Source organism: uncultured Veillonella sp., assembly GCF_938010505.1.
Classification (GTDB): Bacteria; Bacillota; Negativicutes; order Veillonellales; family Veillonellaceae; genus Veillonella.
Window position 1 is genome coordinate 1 of the sequence record NZ_CALLVP010000115.1, and the last position, 19,605, is coordinate 19,605.

The 19,605-nt window shown below is 35.8% G+C and carries 18 protein-coding genes, 3 pseudogenes and 1 riboswitch; all 21 genes and pseudogenes read left to right on the forward strand.

What is annotated here, in order from left to right; all coding sequences use genetic code 11:
• Positions 1-102 precede the first annotated feature (102 nt).
• Positions 103-1,041, forward strand: a pseudogene (locus Q0507_RS07025) (IS30 family transposase).
• Positions 1,042-1,175: 134 nt separating this feature from the next.
• Positions 1,176-2,617: pseudogene (locus Q0507_RS07030) on the forward strand (IS3 family transposase).
• Between the two features lie 333 nt (positions 2,618-2,950).
• Positions 2,951-3,160, forward strand: a complete 210-nt coding sequence (locus Q0507_RS07035; protein WP_298714375.1) for a hypothetical protein — start codon at positions 2,951-2,953, stop codon at positions 3,158-3,160.
• Complete coding sequence (locus Q0507_RS07040) at positions 3,139-3,567, forward strand: DUF2335 domain-containing protein (protein ID WP_298714379.1); 429 nt, start codon at positions 3,139-3,141, stop codon at positions 3,565-3,567. Before Q0507_RS07035 ends, Q0507_RS07040 begins: the two co-directional genes overlap by 22 nt.
• 537 nt (positions 3,568-4,104) lie before the next feature.
• Positions 4,105-4,614, forward strand: a complete 510-nt coding sequence (locus Q0507_RS07045) for a hypothetical protein (protein WP_298714382.1) — start codon at positions 4,105-4,107, stop codon at positions 4,612-4,614.
• Positions 4,615-4,779: 165 nt separating this feature from the next.
• The gene (locus tag Q0507_RS07050) at positions 4,780-4,932 is read left to right on the forward strand and encodes a hypothetical protein (RefSeq protein WP_298714385.1); all 153 of its coding nucleotides are present in this window, start codon (positions 4,780-4,782) and stop codon (positions 4,930-4,932) included.
• A complete protein-coding gene (locus tag Q0507_RS07055; RefSeq protein ID WP_298714457.1) occupies positions 4,929-5,213 on the forward strand; it encodes a class I SAM-dependent methyltransferase in 285 nt (94 codons plus the stop codon). Before Q0507_RS07050 ends, Q0507_RS07055 begins: the two co-directional genes overlap by 4 nt.
• 112 nt (positions 5,214-5,325) lie before the next feature.
• Complete coding sequence (locus Q0507_RS07060) at positions 5,326-5,736, forward strand: hypothetical protein (protein ID WP_298714388.1); 411 nt, start codon at positions 5,326-5,328, stop codon at positions 5,734-5,736.
• A gap of 285 nt (positions 5,737-6,021) precedes the next feature.
• Entirely contained in the window at positions 6,022-6,531 is a 510-nt protein-coding gene (locus tag Q0507_RS07065; RefSeq protein WP_298714391.1) for a hypothetical protein, read from the forward strand.
• 142 nt (positions 6,532-6,673) lie between these two features.
• Positions 6,674-6,997: a hypothetical protein gene (locus Q0507_RS07070; RefSeq protein ID WP_298714394.1), complete on the forward strand. Its 324-nt coding sequence runs from the start codon at positions 6,674-6,676 to the stop codon at positions 6,995-6,997.
• Positions 6,998-6,999: 2 nt separating this feature from the next.
• A complete protein-coding gene (locus tag Q0507_RS07075) occupies positions 7,000-7,302 on the forward strand; it encodes a hypothetical protein (protein WP_298714397.1) in 303 nt (100 codons plus the stop codon).
• Between the two features lie 15 nt (positions 7,303-7,317).
• Positions 7,318-8,148 carry a class I SAM-dependent methyltransferase gene (locus Q0507_RS07080; protein ID WP_298714400.1) on the forward strand — a complete coding sequence of 277 codons (831 nt, stop codon included), beginning with the start codon at positions 7,318-7,320 and terminating at the stop codon, positions 8,146-8,148.
• A gap of 36 nt (positions 8,149-8,184) precedes the next feature.
• Entirely contained in the window at positions 8,185-8,628 is a 444-nt protein-coding gene (locus Q0507_RS07085; RefSeq protein ID WP_298714403.1) for a GNAT family N-acetyltransferase, read from the forward strand.
• Positions 8,629-8,799: 171 nt separating this feature from the next.
• Positions 8,800-9,540, forward strand: coding sequence for a suppressor of fused domain protein (locus Q0507_RS07090; protein WP_298714406.1), 741 nt, complete (start codon positions 8,800-8,802; stop codon positions 9,538-9,540).
• Positions 9,541-9,747: 207 nt separating this feature from the next.
• A riboswitch (cobalamin riboswitch) is annotated at positions 9,748-9,937 on the forward strand.
• 200 nt (positions 9,938-10,137) lie between these two features.
• Positions 10,138-11,307 carry an ABC transporter substrate-binding protein gene (locus Q0507_RS07095; RefSeq protein ID WP_298714409.1) on the forward strand — a complete coding sequence of 390 codons (1,170 nt, stop codon included), beginning with the start codon at positions 10,138-10,140 and terminating at the stop codon, positions 11,305-11,307.
• A gap of 100 nt (positions 11,308-11,407) precedes the next feature.
• Positions 11,408-12,579, forward strand: a pseudogene (locus Q0507_RS07105) (ABC transporter substrate-binding protein).
• Between the two features lie 16 nt (positions 12,580-12,595).
• The gene (locus Q0507_RS07110) at positions 12,596-13,645 is read left to right on the forward strand and encodes an iron ABC transporter permease (RefSeq protein ID WP_298714418.1); all 1,050 of its coding nucleotides are present in this window, start codon (positions 12,596-12,598) and stop codon (positions 13,643-13,645) included.
• Positions 13,642-14,418, forward strand: a complete 777-nt coding sequence (locus Q0507_RS07115) for an ABC transporter ATP-binding protein (RefSeq protein ID WP_298714421.1) — start codon at positions 13,642-13,644, stop codon at positions 14,416-14,418. Before Q0507_RS07110 ends, Q0507_RS07115 begins: the two co-directional genes overlap by 4 nt.
• 603 nt (positions 14,419-15,021) lie before the next feature.
• Positions 15,022-16,677: a DNA/RNA non-specific endonuclease gene (locus Q0507_RS07120; protein WP_298714424.1), complete on the forward strand. Its 1,656-nt coding sequence runs from the start codon at positions 15,022-15,024 to the stop codon at positions 16,675-16,677.
• Between the two features lie 54 nt (positions 16,678-16,731).
• Complete coding sequence (locus Q0507_RS07125; RefSeq protein WP_196484503.1) at positions 16,732-17,655, forward strand: C1 family peptidase; 924 nt, start codon at positions 16,732-16,734, stop codon at positions 17,653-17,655.
• Between the two features lie 298 nt (positions 17,656-17,953).
• Positions 17,954-19,528 (forward strand): RNA-directed DNA polymerase, encoded by a 1,575-nt coding sequence (locus tag Q0507_RS07130; protein WP_298714435.1) that lies wholly within the window; start codon positions 17,954-17,956, stop codon positions 19,526-19,528.
• The last annotated feature ends 77 nt before the right edge of the window (positions 19,529-19,605 follow it).

A 19,605-nucleotide genomic window follows, 5' to 3' on the forward strand; every position in this document is an offset into this window, starting at 1 on the left:
ATGATGAATTGTAAAATATATTGCGACAAATAAAAAGACTCATATTGGAGATCTCGTGTAAAATGTAAATAACCACAAATACATGACACGGAGGTCTCTAATATGAGCTATATACATCTTACCATAGAAAAACGAAGTCAAATAGAAAATTTAAGAAAAGAAAGATACTCTGTTCGTAAAATTGCTAGCTTAATCGGAGTCTACCATTCTACTGTAGCAAGAGAATTAAATGACGTTGAGGGCGAATACCTGCGATTAAAGCACAGCAGTTAGCAACTGGTAAGTCTACTAATAAAGGAATACCAATAAAGTTAACATCTCAATTAGCGGCTTTAATTGAATCCAGATTACAACAAACTTGGGCTCCAGAAGAATTGGTTGGTGCTGAATTAGTTGGAGTTTTAAGCTTTAAGACAATATATTCCTGGATCCATCGTGGTTTTCTTGCTGTAACGGAAAAGGTACTTCGCCGGAAAGGGAAAAAGCCCGGTACGCAAGAAACTCGTGGACGATTCAATATTAAAAAAAACCATTAAAGAACAGCCTCAAGAAGTTGAAAACCGTGAGATTTTTGGTCATTGGGAACTAGATACAATGGTTTCTTCCAGAGGTCAAAGTAAAGGCTGTTTAGCTACATTTGTTGAACGTAAAACACGATTCTATGTGGCAATAAAAATGAATGATTGATCTAAAGATTCTATGTTTTTAGCTATTAGTTCCCTGTACAATACATTAACCACTAAATTACTTAAAACCTTTACGGTGGACCGTGGTAAGGAATTTGCTTGCTATGAACAGGTTGAAAACGAGTTTGGAATACCAATGTATTTTGCCGATGCCTATGCAGCATGGCAACGAGGCTCTAATGAAAATAGCAATGGTTTACTTCGAGAGTTTTTCCCTAAGAAGACCGATTTAGCTAAAGTTACACTAGATAAACTAACAGAATCACTAATGTTGATTAATAATCGACCTAGGAAATGCCTTGGATTTAAAACACCATTCGACATGTTTAAACATGAGATTAGAAAATTGATTTAATTTTGTCGCATTACTTATTGCAATTCAAGATATTCAAAAGAAGTAAAAGAAAAAGCTATTAGTTGATTGTTATAAATGAACCGACCCCTTAATGTTAGACCAAAAATCTTAACGTTAAGGAGGTCGGTTTTTCTATGGCAAAATATAGCCTTACATTTAAATTAAAAGTCGTTACCGCATATCTAAATAGCGAGGGTGGATATAGCTCTTTAGCTAAGAAATACGGTGTAAAGGATGCAATGCAAGTTCTGCGTTGGGTTAATGCATTTAAAGAATTTGGTAAAGATGGTTTGTGTCGAAAGCGAAATAATACAATATATACTTCAGAATTTAAGCTAGCTGTGGTAGAGTCATACTTAACTAGTGAATTATCGTATCAGCAAATTGCATTTCAATATGGTCTAAATAATCCTTCATTAATAGCTCGTTGGAAATAGGAGTTTATGAAATATGGGGCCAATGCTTTTGTCGAGCGACCGAAAGGACGAATACCTACTATGAGACGGACAGATGAAAAAGCAAAGATTACCACATATACTAAGTCACGTAGCCAAAAGCAGAAAAAAGAATTAACACCAGAGCAAGCTCATATTTTAGAATTGAAAAAACAATTACGTTATGCCCAAATAGAGAACGCCTATTTAAAAGAATTGAGGAGATTGCGCTTCGAGGACGCTCGAAAAATGAAAGAGCATCAAGAATCATTAGCAGTCTCCGAAGAGAATTCAAACTGACTGAGATTCTTGCTGCCTTACATTTTCCCAAAGCAACATATATGTACTGGCAACAACGCTTTGACCGAGTAGATTCAGATCTACAAATACGAATAGCTATCGAAGATATTCGTAAAGACCATCCCAACTATGGATATAGAAGGTTGTTACCCTTATTACAATCACGAGATATTGTTGTTAATAAGAAACGATTGCAACGAATTATGCAAAAATTTAATCTGCAAGTAATAGCATTTCCCCGTAAAAACCGAAAATATAACTCATATAAAGGAGTTACAGGACGGATTGCACCGAATCGCATCAAGCGTAGGTTCCATTGCAGTCAACCACATCAAAAAATTACTACAGATACAACTGAATTTAAGTATTATGAACTAGATGCAAACGGTGCTTTGAAAGTCAGAAAACTATACTTAGATCCATTTATGGATTTATATAATCTTGAAATTATCAGTTTTAGTATAAGTCCTACACCATCGGCTGAATCTATACTTTCAGCACAACAACAAGCGATTAAAAAGACTGCCGATGCTAAGTATCGGTGGACATTTCATTCTGACCGTGGTTGGGGTTACCAAATGAAAACGTACCAATATAATTGAAAAGTGCATAATATATTCCAAAGTATGTCTAGAAGAGGTAATTGTATCGATAATTCACCAATGGAAAATTTCTTTGCCATATTAAAACAAGAGCTGTATTATGGCAATACCTTTCATAGCTATGATGAGTTAAAACTGGCAATTGAAAACTATATTATTTATTACAATACTAAACGAATTAAGGAAAAATTGAACTGGCTAAGTCCAGTTGACTATCGTTTAGCTACTACTGCAGCATAAAAAATTCCGAACAACTATTTTAGGTTGCTCGGAATAAAAGTCTAACTTTTTGGGGTCACTACAAAATCAAATAATAGCTTTTATAGATGGAGGGCCTGTTTTTGTTATCGCCTCAATCTATTAGGAAATAGAAGGGATATTATTTAAAGAATTTTTAGTGGTAATATCTTTTTCATGAACGATTATAATATCAACCTATAGATAGAATCACAGGGGATATAGTTTAATAAGATTGACCGATTGAAGGGAAATATTGTACTATAAATATAACAGGAGACTTCATAGGATGTGTTTGATTAAGATACTATGTATAATCCTGCATAAGGAGGTGTAATGATGTCAGATTTAGTAAAGGTATTTTTAATAGATCCGTTGCTAATGATATTTAAGCCGAAAGAAATATCCAATAAACGCATAAAATATATAGCTTCTAAATATGGTGCTGAAGCATTACAGTCGGACTGGAAAAATGTAGGTGCTGATTTGCAAAAAGCCATTAGTGTTTATAAAGGGGAATTAAAGTGCCGGGAAACAAAGATTTAAAGCGGAGAAACGGCAAGGTAGTACATACTGATGGAGATGAGTTAAAAGGCATTTCTGTAGAAGAAACTCAGTTACATGTAGGGCCTATTCCTCATCCTGATATTTTAAAAGGGTATGAGGATGTTTGTCCTGGAGCAGCGGATAGGATTATTGCCATGGCGGAACAGGAGAGTATGGCACGACATGAATTTAATAGAACCGCTTTAAATGCTATGATTGATGATACAAAAAGAGGAATGTGGTTCGCAGCATTTTTAGCTTTGGTTATTATTATAAGTGCAGGTTATCTTTTGGCAACAGATCGATATATTGCAGGGACTTTATTTTCACTTTCTGGATTAGCCATTACATATAAAGCTTTTTTAGATAAAAGTGGCAAAGAGGATGAAGATAAATTAGGTGATTAGTTAAAAAGGGGCTGTAACAGAATGCGGTTTTACTATCTTCTGTTACTGCCCCTTTAAAATATAAGAAATACCAAGAAACTTAGGTTTGAAAAATCCTGTGTTTTCTTGGTATGTTTTGTTTTAGGCGCATCTAATCAGACCTCGGCCTAGGGAAAAATTTTAGTTTGAGCAGTTTTTTAGTAAATAAAGTTGTATTAACTTTTCTATTCGTAATTGAATACGTTTATCTATAAGTAGTATATCTTGGGCTCTATCAATACAGCATCTAGGTATATATTCTATATTACGAGCTTTACTAATAGCCTTGCTCGAAGATCTAGTTTTTGCTTTTTCGTAATATTGAGACTTTATACAAGTTAGGTAATGTCTGCTCTTTAAGCACATTAAGTTTTCATGGTTGGCATTTGCTACCACATATATGAATCGTTGACTATGTAGTTATTCTAATTGCTGTACAGTTACTTTTTCAATAAAAAGAAAAAGCTTTTACCGAATTTGAATAATGGAAATTAACAATATTGTTAAGGAATTAAAGCTATGGAAACTATAAAAGAATTTTTAGATAGTGACATATATTTAAATATTATAAAAGAACTTGGTGTCCACAGCTTTAATCAAGAGGTACAAAGTGTTGAAAGAGAAGAGCTAAAAAACCGATTGAAACAAAGGCAGTTCTTACTTGAAGGGTCTAATTGTAAGGTCCTTTCAGACAAAGAGATGGTACAGTTTTACAAGCAAATGATAGAAGAGTATCGAAAAGATATTGTTATTTGGAGTAAGAAGTTTTGGCGATATAGCGACAATACTATTGAGGCCTATCCTGATGGGGAATTTCCAGAAGGAGAGGGAGTATCTGAAGAAGATGTATCAACTATAATTGAAGTAGGGAATTATTCTAAAACGAGTATTGCTATGTATATAATTGAATTTGATATTTTGAAGAATCATCAAGAGCTATTAGCTGACTATTATAAAAGGATATGTATTCTTCAGGCCGCGCAATATGCAAAAGATATGATAGTATTATACAATGAGGTTTTTAGCTAAGATATTTAGATATACTAAATCAGTAGGTTTCCTATAGTACAACAATCACTTGATTTTACTTTTTGGAATGAGCAGTGGAAGCAAGGTTATTATAATCGTGAAAAAGGTATCCGAGCGAATCCTTTAATAGAGTATTGGGATAAGCAGGCTAATGACTTTTCTCTCATGCGTAAAAGCAATGATTACGACTTTGGTTGTAAGGTGTACGCTGCGTTGAGTAGCGTGTTGACTGCTGATTCCACTATGCTTGATATAGGGGCTGGCCAGGTTCTTTTACGATTCCTTTTGCTAAACATATTAAATCTGTTACAGCCATAGAACCATCCAAGGGGATGGTAGAGGTTTTAAAAGAAAATGCCAAAGAGGCTGGTGTGGAGAACTTCAATATTATTGAAGAACTAATTCAAGACTTACCTCAAGATGGTTCTCCTAATTTTCAATTTGACCTTGTAGTCGTATCTCTTGTGCTTTGGATGTTTCCTGATGTGTGGTCTCAGCTTTTACAAATGGAGCAATATTCCAAAGGCTATTGTGCAATCGTGGCTGTCATAATCTGGTGGAATCCAAAGGAAATTGTTAGTACCTGGTTTAATAATTAAGCCAATAGATTATGATATCTATTGGCTTTTATATTGTATCGAAAAATTGGTATACTGATTTTAAGTTAATCGATTATATATTTTGAAGGTTAATTTGTAAAAATGAGGAATTATGAAAACAACAAAATCTTTTGGCAACCATTCCAAATATTCTCTCCACGATGCAAGGGTACAGAAAATAGAATACGTAGATGATAATTTGATCCTTACATTTGATTACATTTTTTCTTACGAAAACGGTATTGAACAGACTCATAAGGCTCAAGTTGTATTTGAGACGTGTGATATAGATTTTTTTGAAATTCTAGTATTTAATAATACAATACTAGATACTTTCACAGGTAAAAGAATTGAGTTACCTCAGTATCAACAGGAGTATAGTGAAAGTGAATTTGAGGTCATTACAGAGACCTATAATTGGGGACACGCTGTATTCCAAGGATGGTTATGGACCGAAGGGAATCCAGTTCATTGTATAATGAACATATACTTTAAAGGTGATATGGTATATGTAGTTGAATGAGGCCTGAGATGAGCAATTTAGATTTTACTATTAGCTGCATAGTTACATTCTTCAGCAAGAAGAGAACAAGTCTACCGAATTTAAATTATGGAATGTACTATCCTCATATCATTATAAAAGGTACTGAGTCTTGGTATAAACCTTATGGTAGTAAAGATGTCATCTTTGATAAACAAATATGAGGTAATATGTTGTTAGTTTTTGAAATTGTAAATTATTTTGTTCTAAAAGCAGGTACGGAGTTCTTTATTATGGAAGGTGTTAATTCTGTAAGGACGTAAGAATATGAAAACTTTAAAAGAATTTTTAGATAGCCCTATATATTTAGATATTATAGAGGAATTAGGACCTGATAACTTTAATAAAGAACTACAAAGTATAGAAATTCAAGAACTAAGAAATCGATTGAATCAAAGGCAATTCTTATTAGAAGGGTTTAATTGCAAGTTATATTCTGAGAAAGAGTTAGTGCAGTTTTTCGAGCAATTAATAGAATACAATCGTAAAGAACTGATTCTTTGGAGTAAAGCCTTTTGGCAATACAGTGATGAAACTTGGGAAGAATATTCAGATGGTGAATTTCCAAAAGGCGAGGAATTAGATATAGAAGATAAATCAACTATACTTGAGATAGGAAAATATTCTATAACGAGTATTGCTATGTATATGATTGAATTTGATATTTTGAAAAATTATACAGAAATATTAGGAGATTACTATAAACGAATGCATCTTCCTGGTGCAGTGAAATACGCACGAGAAATTAAAGGGCTTTATAAAAGTCTTTTTGGTTAAAATATATAATATAATTTTAGAAGATAAGGAAATTTTTAAAAAGGTTTTAGATTGATTAGATAATCTTAACATAGAGCAATTTAGTTTTTCCTGGGATATACTTTAAAGGTGACATGGTATATGTTATTGAATGAGTCCTGAGATGAGTAATTTAGATTTTACTATTAGCTGCATAGTTACATTCTTCAGCAAGAAGAGAACAAGTCCACCGAATTTAAATTATGGAATGTACTATCCTCATATCGTTATAAAAGGTACTGAGGAATATCTTGGTATCAACTTTATTGATGGTGAGGATGTTACCTTTGATAAACAAATAGGAGCTAATGCGCTACCAGTTTATGAAACTGTAGATTATTCGGCTCTACAAGCAGGTACTGAGTTCCTTATTATGGAAGGCGGAAATATTGTTGGTGAAGGGATTGTAAAAGAAAACTTTCAACATAAACCGTATGGGAGTAAATAACTATGGGTTATAAAAATGTATGTATCAACTGTAGGATTTCCTTGTCGGAGGGCACAAACTACGAGCTGTTTAACAGAAATAAAATTTGCCCTACCTGTAAAGGTAAAATGTACTTTGTGAACGAGAAGTTCAAAGCCCCTAAAAAATCTAATGACAAAGAGTGGAAGATTATAGAGTATTTGCTATTGAGTGGCTATGATTTCCGTAATCCTTATTGTGGACATGAGCAATGTATTTATTTTGAGTTCCCTAAGAACCTACAAGAGGCAGAAGAGTTTATTCGTGAAATGAGGAATTTAGACTAAATCAGGAGGTTTCGTATGACACCGCAAGTTACAGATTTTTCGTTCTGGAATGAAATGTGGAAACAAAGTTATTATGATCGTGAGAAAGGGATTCGGGCGAATCCATTATTAGAGTATTGGGACAAGCGGGCCAATGATTTTTCTCTTATGCGTAAAAGCAATGACTACGACTTTGGGCGGAAGGTATATGCTGCGTTAAGTAGTGTCTTAACACCTGATTCTAGCATGTTAGATATAGGTGCTGGTCCAGGTTCTTTCACAATTCCTTTTGCTCAACATATTAAATCTGTTACTGCTATTGAGCCGTCAAAGGGCATGGTGGCAGTCCTTAAAGAAAATGCCAAAGAAGTAAACGTTGAGAACATTAACATCATTGAAGAATTGGTGCAGGACTTACCTCAAGACGGCTCTCCAGATTTTCGATTTGATCTGGTAACCATATCTCTTGTGCTTTGGATGTTCCCTGATGTGTGGCCTCGGCTTTTACAAATGGAACAATATTCTAAAGGCTATTGTGCAATCGTAGCTGGCATTCCTGATTGGAAGAATCCTCGGGAAGCTAGCAAATCTGATGTACAAGAGTTTCAAATTCTGTATAATATGTTACTTTCACAAGGGCGCTCACCTAATGTAAGTATCATCGATTATAGATGTGAACGTACTGTAGAAGATGAAATCGAGTGCCGAAAGATTATATACGAACAGTACTATGGAGACTTAACGCCAGCAGCAGAGGAACAAATCAAAAAAGAAATCATAGCAAAATCTAAGGACAATAAATGTTTGATTTCCTCTCGGTCTGCTATAATTTGGTGGAATCCTAAGGAAGTTGTGTCACACACCTAAGATATAGTTGATAAATGGATTAGAAAAGGCAGTAGCATGATTAATATCGTTAAGGGCGATAGGGCGATTACCTATACCGAAGAAAAAAGCTTTACCCCTCAGCAGGTAGCAGAACTGTTTTTATCTGTTCGTTGGGTGGTGGGAAAATATCCGGACCGATTATACAAGGCTTTGATGAACTCCTCGCGCGTGATTTCTGCTTGGGATGGCGATCGTTTAATAGGTCTTATTCGTCTTATGGACGATAGTGAGCTTGTATGCTTTATAAACTATGTGCTAGTTCATCCCGATTATCATGGCCGAGGTATTGCAGGTCATTTGTTAGAAATGGTGAAAGATGCTTACAAGTCTTACTTGTACATTAATGTTATGATTGGTGATAGCAAGAATGCGCCATTTTACGAGAAGCATGGCTTTAAAGTAAAAGAAAATTCCTTACCGATGCAATATCGTAATGTTCCTAAATATACGAAAAAGTAAATAGAGACAAAGGCTACACAAGATCAAGGTGCCGATTTAATAATATAGTTTATAAATTAAATGGGGACATTACTAATCAATGTGTAGCCTTTGTTGTTTAAACATTATATACTTAAATAAGTAAATTAATACATTGTGTGTCTATTGTATAGAGTGGGAGGTATTATAAGTATGTTTTCCTGGTTAAAAAATCTTTTTTCTTCTAATAAAGAATCTCTTGATTCTCATACGAGAGTAGAAGCTACAAAGTCTGTCGAGCAAAATTCTGATTTATTGGATGATGAACTGGACCCTTGTACTATTGGGTGGGATGAGATTACTGCAGAATGTGAACGTGTATATCCTGGTCAAACAGATCCTATGCATTTTGGAACGTTGATAAACTGGCGGCTTGGTGGCGATAGCCCTCTTGATGGTATCAGTGTGTATGATGATGGAGATAATTGGCATTTTGTAACATATGGTTTGTCCGAGCTGTATGAAAAGGATAGCGAAGATCCTACAATTAGTGGTTACGGCATGGAGTTTACTTATCGTTTAGATAAAGCAAGTGCCAACGATGATGAGATCAGAAGTGTTTGTGGTGTATTACAACAAATTGCAAAATTTACTTTTACTGCTGGAGAAATTTTTAAACCTTATGAATATCTTTATAGTGGGCAAACAGAAGGCATAGACTCAAATAATAGTTCCAATATTGTTGGCTTTATTACTATTCCTGATGCTAAATTGCAGCCCCTTGATACTCTTAATGGCAAATTAGAATTTGTAGAGTTCATCGGTGTGACTAACGAAGAATTACTTGCTGTAAAAGACAAGAAGATGACAGTACAAGAATTATATGAGTTGTTGGGGACTGATGTAACATCTTATAATAGAAATCCGGTTCTTGAGTACAATGGTGCTGAGTAATAACTATTAGTAATATTAAAGAAATTAATTGATAAAAAGAGATTAAAGCATATTCAATTCGGATTGGATTTTAATAAAATAAGCTGAAAGCCTTGCTAATAGTGGGCTTTCATTTTTTTATTTACAGTGAAGTAGCAAATATCGATTATAGCAGTACCCCTATATGTTTATTGACACTGTATACCCCTCATGCTACGATGAGAAAAATCACATATGATTGAGTTAGGTGTCTATTGACTTAATAGAGAATTTGGTACAAGCCAAAGCGGTCACGCCACTGTAACAGCGAGGTACTTTGCATAGAGGGTGAAATGCTCTCGGTCACTGAAGTTTTTGGGAAGGCGCAAAGTAACGTTAAACTGGAGCCAGGAGAACTGCCTAATTAACAATTGCCAATTGACCTGCGAGTGACGGGGATGGGGATTTGTATAGGTGAATTTCATACTAGCTTTGGGTGTTGAAAATTCATACTATATGTTAGCTTATTAGGCGTGGTGTATAGTCTAGTTGAGAGTACAGCCCGTTTCCTCTGTGTGGGGGAAACGGGCTGTTTTGTATGTAGTAATAGTTTGTTAGTTAGAGTAGTGAGGTAGTTTTATGATTAAGAAAAAGAGTTTTATGGCTTATATAGCCACAGTATTCATCCTAATTGTTAGTATGCTCATCGCTGCATGTGGAGGCCCTGGCGAAATGAAAAAGGATACGGCAAATAACAAGCCTATCGAAATTACGGACGTAACCGGTCGTACAGTGACACTTAAAAAACCCGCAGAACGCGTTGTTTTACAATGGAGTGGTTCAGGTGGCCCGTTCTTTACGATTTCAGCACTTATGGGTAAAGATACGCCGAAGGTTATCGCCGGTATGGATACATCTTTGCAGCAGTATAGAGCAGATATGTGGAAACACTTTACTACGGAAATGCCTGAATTAGCTAAGATTCCAGAAGTGGGAACAGTAGGGGATAAAAACTTTAATGTAGAGCAAGTTGTTGCATTACAACCAGATGTTATTTTTATTCCTGTTGATTTAAAAAATCAATATGAATCTGATGCTAAGCAAAAATTAGATGAGGCAGGCGTACAAACTATTTACATCGACTACCATGCAGAAAATCTCGAAAAACATCAGAAATCTATCGAAGCTATTGGTAAAGCTTTAGGTAAGGAAGAACGTGCAGCAGAAATTAGTAAATTCTATACGGATCATGTAACAAAGGTTCTTGATCGTGTAAAAACTATTAATAAACCAAAACCAACTGTGTATCTTGAAGTTGGCATGAAAGGACCTGAGGAGTTCAGCAATTCCTTTAGTGGTAATTACTCATGGGGGGCGTTGGCTACATTGTGTGGTGCCGATGTAATTACAAAGGATGTCGTTAAGAGAACCGCTCCAATTAATCCTGAATTTGTACTAGAAAAGAATCCAGATATTATTATGATTATGGGTTCTTACTGGCCTAAAAACCCAACATCCATGCGTTTAGGTTTTGAAGCAAATGAAGCACAATCTCAAGAGTTGTTGAAAGCTTTTACCACAGAACGTCAAGGTTGGAGTGATTTAAAAGCCGTTGAAAATAAAGATGTATATTCCATTCATCATGGCCTTCCACGTGAAGTATATGATGCGGCGGTATTTGAATATTTAGCCAAAACTTTCTATCCTGAAGAGTTTAAAGATGTTGATCCAGAAGCTACGCTTAAGGAATTCTATGATAAATTCCTTCCCTACTCTTATAGTGGTATCTGGTTTATGCATATGAATTAAATCTGTTCAAATAATTAGGAGGGGTGATGTAACATCTGATTTTACACAGTGTAAGGCGGTATACAGGGTTTATTATTTAGTTATTAAGTGAGGTACTTTTATGTTTAAGAAAAAGAAGTTTATGGCCTATCTTGCCACGGTGCTCCTGCTAGTTGTGAGCATGATTATGACAGCTTGTGGTGGTCCAGCAGATACAAAAAAGGATGCGGCACAATCTGGCAAACAAATTGAAATTACCGACGTAACGGGTCAAAAGGTTACGTTGAAAAAACCAGCAGAGCGCGTAGTAGTTCAATTGAGTGCTTCCGGTGGTGCGTTCTTGACTATGGCTGCGTTGCAAGGTAAAGATGTGGCTAAAACTATTGTTGGTATTGACCCTTATTTGAGCAAATTGCGTACAGATATGTGGGATCGCTACAAATCTGAAGTGCCAGAGTTGGAAAAAATTCCTCTCATTGTAACGTAAATGATAAAACATTTGATGTGGAAAAAGTAATTTCCTTAAATCCAGATGTTATTTTCATGCCTTTATACTTTAAAGATCAATATGAAGCTGATTATAAACCTAAAATCGATGCAGCTGGTATCCCTACCATTTATATCGATTACCATGCTGAAAAGCTTGAAAATCACCAAAAATCTATCGAAGCTATCGGTAAAGCATTGGGTAAAGAAGAGCGTGCAGCAGAAATCAACAAGTTCTATACTGAACGTCTAACAAGAGTTATGGACCGCATTAGCAAAATCAATAAACCAAAACCAACTGTTTATATTGAAACAGGTAACGAAGGTCCGGAAGGTTTAGGTTTTGCGTATAGTGCAAACGTAGCCTGGGGCGCATTAGCAACTCAAGTTGGTGGCGACCTTATTACTAAAGATGTAGTTCAAAAGGCCGGTCCAGTTAACCCAGAATTTATTTTAGAAAGAAACCCAGATATCATCATGATTATCGGTTCTTACTGGCCTAAGAAACCGACTTCCATGCGTTTAGGTTTTGATACAAATGAAGCAAAATCTCAAGCGTTATTGAAAGCTTTCACCACAGAACGTCAAGGCTGGCCTGAATTGAAAGCGGTTCAATCTAAAAACGTTTTCTCTACTCACCATGGTTTACCTCGTGAAGTATATGACGTTGCAGTATTCGAATACTTAGCTAAAACATTCTATCCTGAGGAATTCAAGGACGTAGATCCAGAAGGCACACTTAAGGAATTCTATGATAAATTCCTTCCATTCTCTTACGGTGGCGTTTGGTTCATGCATTTAAACTAAGAAGGGGTTTTTCGTAGTGACAGAAATTAACAATCAGTACGATTATAAGAAACAGAGTTATAAAAAACTATTGTTCATTATTATCGGATTGATCATTTGTGCGGTAAGTTTTGTTACCGATATTATTGTAGGTCCTGCATCACTTACGTTAAGTGATGTATGGCTCGCATTAACAGACCCTGCAGAGGTTTCCAAAAACGTATATGTTATTATTTGGTCGATTCGTCTTCCGACGGCCATAATGGCATTGCTTGTAGGTGCTTCTTTGGGCATTGCTGGTGCTGGCATGCAGACTATCCTTGATAACCCGTTATCTAGCCCATATACACTTGGTATATCCGCAGGGGCTGGCTTCGGTGCATCTCTTATGGTCGTTGTAGGCGCTAGTGCATTAGAGTTTTTAGGTGTCTTTATGGTTCCATTTGGCGCCTTTGTATTTGCTAGTTTGACGAGTTTCTTTATCTATTCCATTAATAAGATTAAGAATTTCTCCTCAGAAACGATGATTCTTGCCGGCATCGGCATGATGTTCCTGTTCCAAGCGCTTCAATCCTTGATGCAATATATGGCGTCTCCTGAGGCCCTTCAAAACATCGTGTTCTGGACGATGGGGAGTTTAGCTAAGGCAAATTGGGTGAACATCTCTATTGTTCTTATCGTGCTAGCAATCATGCTACCGCTTATGATGAGAGAATCTTGGCGTTTAACAGCATTAAAATTAGGCGATGAAAAGGCTTCTGGCCTTGGTGTTAATGTTGAAAGCTTACGGGTAAAAGTGTTTGCATTCATCTCCATCATTACAGCCGTTGCTGTTTCTTTCGTTGGAACTATTGGTTTTATCGGTATTGTAGGACCACATATTGCACGTATGCTTGTAGGTGAGGATCAACGGTATTTCTTACCTCTCTCTGCAGTGTGTGGCATGGCGATTTTGTCTCTTGCATCTATTGCGAGTAAGATGCTCGTTCCTGGGGCGATGTTCCCAATCGGTATTGTGACGGCAATCATCGGTGTACCTTTCTTCTTCTCGTTGGTATTAACTAGGAAAAGGAGCTATTTCAAATGATTGAAGTTCATAATCTAACCTTTGGTTATTCCTCCACGGAAGACGGGCAAATCTTAAAGGGCGTTGATTTTGCTGCTAAAACAGGTAAATTGACTGCGCTCATTGGTACTAACGGTGCCGGTAAATCTACACTGTTAAAAACGATTATGGGTATCTTGAAAGGCAAGGGCGAGATTTCCGTTAATGGTAAACCTGTATCTCAATATTCTACAAAGGATTTTAGTAGTACAGTAAGCTATTTGTCTCAAGATAATGACTGTAAAGTCAATCTAACTGTTTTTGAAGTCGTTATGTTAGGGCGCATGGGATCTATGTCCTTCCGTGTAAGCGATGAGGACATTGCAGCTACACAAGAGGTATTGGAACGGTTGAACTTGCAGAGGTTTGCTTCTCGTAGCATTATGGAGCTCAGCGGTGGTCAACGCCAGCTAGTGTTCATGGCGCAAGCCCTTGTAAAAGAACCTAAAATCTTAATTCTTGACGAACCTACCAGTGCTTTAGATTTGCACAAGCAATTTGACTTGTTAACATTGCTAAAAAGTCTGACTCAAGAAAATGATTTTACAACACTCGTAACATTGCATCATCTTGATTTGGCGGCTATGTTCGCAGATGAAATCATCGTGCTCAAAGAGGGTACAGTATACGCTCAGGGTGCACCGAAAGACATCTTTACAGAAGCTATGATGGAAGATGTATACCGTGTTAAAACAAAAATTTATATGGATGATCGTGGTTTACCTCATGTTATTCCACTCGAGGCGATTCCTTGAGTATAAAAAGATAAAAGTTGAGAAATAAGCCGATGTGTAAATAGAATTCTATTTATACTAGTTTTGACCTAAGCAGTTAAAAATAGATACTCTAGCTATTTAGGAGCTGTTATAGGTAATCACAACATAGCTGCACTAACATATGAATTGTTAGTGCGGCTTTTGTAAAATTCATAAAAATACACTTATTTATATGGTATAATTATATAAAGAAGATAAGATAATATTTGATTAAAAACTGAATATAGGGTTCTATAGAAAGTATACTGTATACATAATTGATAGTATAACTTCTTTTAATGGAAAATCGTATAAGTTTATCATTTCTATTATGAAAGGTTTATTGTTAACTTTTCATACTATTCATATATAGAAGAAAGGAGTGATTATAACTTTTTATGATGTTCATGTAAGTATGAAAGGAGTGTTTTTATGTTACGTGGTATTATTGAACAAAGGGAAATCTCGAAAGAAAGCCTTGAAGCTAAGAAGCATAGAATTCAGGAAGAGGCTTTAAAGCGATTTACCGAAAATGAATCTAAAAGAGATTCCGGTCTTGAAAAAGAGAGTGTTAAGCTCGATACGCTTCAATTAAGGCGGAATATGCTCAATGACTATGATTCCATTGCGATGGAGCGAATAATGGGGAAAAGTGATCTTTTTCCTATTGCTTACTTGCAAATGGGAATGGATGCGGGAAATTCTATTTGTCGCGTTCAAATTCGCGATGACAAGGGTAGCTTTATTGGCTCCGGAACGGGCTTTTTGGTTTCTGATAATATATTGATGACCAATAATCATGTAATCGATAGCATGCAGACCGCTCTAAATTCCTTGGCAGAGTTTAATTATCAGGATGATGAAAACTTTATGCCATGCCCTACGTATACCTTTCGCTTAAACCCTGAACAGTTTTTTATTACTGATGAAAAGCTTGATTTTACGCTCGTTGCAATTAAAGATAATCCTGCAAGTGCAAAACATCCTAAAGATTTTGGACATCTTCACCTCATTCCTGAAACGGGAAAAATTCTTGAAGGCGAATATGTTTCCATCATTCAACATCCAAAGGGAGGACCTAAGTCCGTCACTATTCGTGAGAACAAGGTTAGCTCGATTTTCGATGACTTCATTCATTACCTTACCGATACTGAACCGGGTTCATCCGGCTCTCCGGTATTTAATGATCAATGGGTCGTTGTAGCATTGCACCATTCTGGGGTGCCTGATCCTAATAAAAGGAATGCTTGGATTGGCAATGAAGGGATTCGTATCAGTTCTATTTCAAATTACTTTGCAACGAAGTTTAAGGAACTCACTGCAGGGGAAAAGAGATTTATCAAGGAAATATTCCCTAATCTAAATGTGGATACTGAACCGGAACCGGCTCCGACTCCTAAGCCACCAACTCCAAATCCTGAACCGCCGATTCCAGAGCCTGAGCCACCGACTCCAGAGCAAAGGGATGTAGGCTATAATAGTGCATTCCTTGGTGCAAAGTATAAAGTTGATCTTCCAAAACTCTCTGAAGAAATGCAGAAGGATGTATCCCGTATGGATAATGGAAGTTATGTTCTCGATTATACTCACTTTTCCATTGTAATGTGCCGTTCGCGTTGTCTGGCCTATTTCACGGCTGTGAATATAGATGGACAGCTAGCACAAAATATTAAGCGAAGTGCAGATAATTGGAACTTTGATCCGCGCATTCCTGAAAGTGCTCAGTACGGAAATGATTTATATGCCAAGAATGATTTGGACCGCGGGCACCTTGTGAAAAGATTGGATCCGGTCTGGGGTGATAAGGCTATACAGGCGAATGATGATACATTCTATTTCACAAACAGTTCGCCTCAACATAAGAACTTAAATCAAAAGATTTGGCTTGATTTAGAAACGTATATCATGAAAAATGCACAGAACTACAATTTGAAGGTTACTGTGTTTACGGGTCCGGTATTTCGAAGTGATGATATGATTTACCGCGGAAAATTCAAAATTCCTGCAGAGTTTTGGAAGGTTGTAGTCATGGTTAAGGACGATGGGAATATGTCCGCCACTGCATATCTCCAAACTCAGAAGAATATGATTGAAAATCTCGAGTTTGCTTATGGCGAATATAAAACCTATCAAGTTCCTGTTGCTCGCATAGAGGAAATCACGGGGCTCGATTTTGGGGAGCTTTCAAAATATGACCCGATTGCAAATATTGAAGCGGCTGGTTTGATGATTGAATCTCCAGAACATATTAGACTCTAAAAGAAAGGAGCTACTATGCAAATATTTCCTTCACTATATGGACAAAGAAAATTTATGAGAGGCTGTAAAGCCGGTGAACCACTTACTACAGGTTGGTTGCCGCCACTTCCCGATTTGCGAGATTATTCGAATGAACATCCTGTTGTTGCCGCTCTTTCCATGCGTCTTGGCATCAATGAAGCGGACAATTTGGAAAATGCAAACGAAATACCTAGTTCTATTGATCTTCGGGAATGGTGCTCGCCTGTAGAGGATCAGCTAACCCTTGGATCTTGCACAGCTAATGCCGTCGTGGGCATGGTAGAGTATTTCCAAAAAAGAGCGTATGGGATTCATATGGAAGGCTCCCGATTATTTGTGTATAAAGCGACGAGAAAGCTCATGCTTTCCGTTGGTGATTCCGGGGCTTGGCTTCGGTCGGCAATGGGAGCACTTGTATTGTTCGGCGTTCCAGATGAAAAATATTTACCGTATACCCTTGATGGGGAAACGGTAAATCCGGATTGGGATAGCGAACCCGATGCATTCCTTTACTCGTTAGCCAATCATTTTTCTGCTGTTAACTATTTCTGTCATGATCCGATTAGTAAGGACGTGCCAAAAGATGAGGTTTTAGCGAGTGTTAAGACCTATTTAGCTGCCGGTATTCCGGCGATGTTTGGTTTCTTCGGGTTTCCGTCCTTTGAAGCTGGCGATGAGCCTGGATCTATTCCATATCCTTGCCAAAATGAGCAAGCTCAATGGGGGCATGCGATTATGGCTGTAGGCTATGACGATGACAAAGTGATTGTTAATACGAGAGACAATCAGTCCACAAAAGGTGCCTTGTTGATACGAAATTCTTGGGGCACTAAATGGGGCCAAGAAGGCTACGGATGGATTCCTTATGATTATGTACTAAACGGACTGGCAAAAGACTTTTGGTCTCTCCTATCTATGGATTGGATTGATACTAAACAATTCGGATTGCCTGTTTAAATAAAAGTTTTTACATAAAATTAACTGGTACCAAGATAACCTTGGTACCGGTATTTTTTATAAATAATTATAGTTATTAGCTTAAGTTGTTCCTTTGGCAAGGGTGGAAAAGTAAATATCTTGAGTTTATATTTCATGAGGAATAAAATATAACTATAATTGATTTAATTCTTATAGTAATATAAGTGGGGTTTAATAATGCTGCATAGAGGAGGAATAATACTTGTAATATATTAGATTACTATATTTGTTGTAAGGGGAATTTCTAGTTGAGAAAAGGGAGATAATTAGAGATTTTATGCTTAATAAAAGAATAATAACAAAAGCTTGTTTTAGAGCAATAATAAATATAATAAGTGAAGGCACTACAGATGTTTCACTATTTAATAGAGCATTTGAAATTGATCTTTTAAAAGATCAGAATTTTAAAGATGAGGTTTGTAAGGCTGTACAGTTTTCTATAAATAAAAATAATTTTTCTGATTTGAAAATTCATAAATTAGGACATGTATTAGTGCCAAAGAAAAATTTATCTGACTATCGAAAATGTGCATTGATTGATGTTTATGATGAAATAGTTTTTTTGACATTGCTATTAACTATTTCTAATGAAATAGAAAAAATGAGAGTTAATAAAAGTAAAAAACGTGTTTTTTCTTATCGATTTGGAGATTTTGGTGAGAAAATATTTGATGGTAAATATAATTTAACATCATTCAGAGAAACTGTTTCTAATAAGTCAAAGTATAAGAAAAATAAAGTAGTTGTAGAATGCGATATATCTAATTTTTATGATAGAGTTAATATACATAGAATTGAATCTGTTTTAAATTCTAATCCTAATATAGATAAAGATATAATTAAACTTATTAATTCCTTACTACTATTTTGGGCTAATAGAGATTCATATGGATTACCAGTAGGATCAAATGCCTCAAGAATATTAGCTGAAGTTGCTTTAATAGAGGTTGATAATTATTTAATCTCAAAAGGTATTGATTTTTGTAGATTTGTAGATGATTATAGAATTTTTGCTAAAAATGCAGCTGAAGCTCATAATAGTCTAGCATTACTAACTCATCGTTTGAGTAAAGAAGGGCTTTTTTTGAATACTCAAAAAACTAAGATTAGGAATATTTCTGAGGTTTCAAAGGATCAAGAGTCTAATACAGAGAATAAGAAAGTACTTACAAGCTCAATTATAATAAGAGGTTATGCAGGGTTAGTACCTTTAAAATTTAGGCGATTATCTGACTCAGAAATTAATAATTTTAAAGAAAAGGATTTGTCTGAGTTGTTAATTGAAGCAAATCAAAGTGTAATTTTAGAAGAAAAGCAGGTTACTACTCTGATAAAAACAATTATTGCTCAAGAGCAATATGACTATTTAGTTCAAATACCTAAAATCTTAGAGAAATACCCTCAATTTATTCCCTACTTTATAGATACAATTTTAAAGTATCCTGATATTCCAGCCACAAATATTGCTCAGATTCAAGAAGATTTTAAGAGCTGGCTGCTAAATAATGATATTCCAGAATATATTCAGGTTTCTTTGGTTAAGTTGTATGCTGAGTCATCTGTGCCCAATAAAGAGATTTTGTTAAATTCTTTTAGACGATTACGACGGAATTCAGGCGATTATATTGGCCGTGCTTTATTAGAAGCAATGAATGATAAATTGGGAAGAGGAGAAATTCTTGAAATTAGAGAGTATTATAATAGGGCGGATTTATGGGAAAAGCGTCAAATATTGAAGCTGATTAATTATGGTATCCCAAACGCTGAAAAAGAAGCTTTTTTCAGAGATATTCGAATTCATGAACAAGATTTATTTATAAAGAATATAATATTAAATAAAAAAATCATATAGAGGTTAAGTCGTTTGATATATTGAGTAGTACTTATGTAAACTTTAAGAAACCATTTAAAAATAATGTAAGGGTTATG

Bases quoted from the DNA above. Each gene is read 5' to 3' on its own strand.
- Q0507_RS07035 (WP_298714375.1), top strand. From the start codon at position 2,951: ATGATGTCAGATTTAGTAAAGGTATTTTTAATAGATCCGTTGCTAATG.
- Q0507_RS07045 (WP_298714382.1), top strand. From the start codon at position 4,105: ATGGAAACTATAAAAGAATTTTTAGATAGTGACATATATTTAAATATT.
- Q0507_RS07050 (WP_298714385.1), top strand. From the start codon at position 4,780: ATGCGTAAAAGCAATGATTACGACTTTGGTTGTAAGGTGTACGCTGCG.
- Q0507_RS07060 (WP_298714388.1), top strand. From the start codon at position 5,326: ATGAAAACAACAAAATCTTTTGGCAACCATTCCAAATATTCTCTCCAC.
- Q0507_RS07065 (WP_298714391.1), top strand. From the start codon at position 6,022: ATGAAAACTTTAAAAGAATTTTTAGATAGCCCTATATATTTAGATATT.
- Q0507_RS07070 (WP_298714394.1), top strand. From the start codon at position 6,674: ATGAGTAATTTAGATTTTACTATTAGCTGCATAGTTACATTCTTCAGC.
- Q0507_RS07075 (WP_298714397.1), top strand. From the start codon at position 7,000: ATGGGTTATAAAAATGTATGTATCAACTGTAGGATTTCCTTGTCGGAG.
- Q0507_RS07080 (WP_298714400.1), top strand. From the start codon at position 7,318: ATGACACCGCAAGTTACAGATTTTTCGTTCTGGAATGAAATGTGGAAA.
- Q0507_RS07085 (WP_298714403.1), top strand. From the start codon at position 8,185: ATGATTAATATCGTTAAGGGCGATAGGGCGATTACCTATACCGAAGAA.
- Q0507_RS07090 (WP_298714406.1), top strand. From the start codon at position 8,800: ATGTTTTCCTGGTTAAAAAATCTTTTTTCTTCTAATAAAGAATCTCTT.
- Q0507_RS07095 (WP_298714409.1), top strand. From the start codon at position 10,138: ATGATTAAGAAAAAGAGTTTTATGGCTTATATAGCCACAGTATTCATC.
- Q0507_RS07115 (WP_298714421.1), top strand. From the start codon at position 13,642: ATGATTGAAGTTCATAATCTAACCTTTGGTTATTCCTCCACGGAAGAC.
- Q0507_RS07120 (WP_298714424.1), top strand. From the start codon at position 15,022: ATGCTCAATGACTATGATTCCATTGCGATGGAGCGAATAATGGGGAAA.
- Q0507_RS07125 (WP_196484503.1), top strand. From the start codon at position 16,732: ATGAGAGGCTGTAAAGCCGGTGAACCACTTACTACAGGTTGGTTGCCG.
- Q0507_RS07130 (WP_298714435.1), top strand. From the start codon at position 17,954: ATGCTTAATAAAAGAATAATAACAAAAGCTTGTTTTAGAGCAATAATA.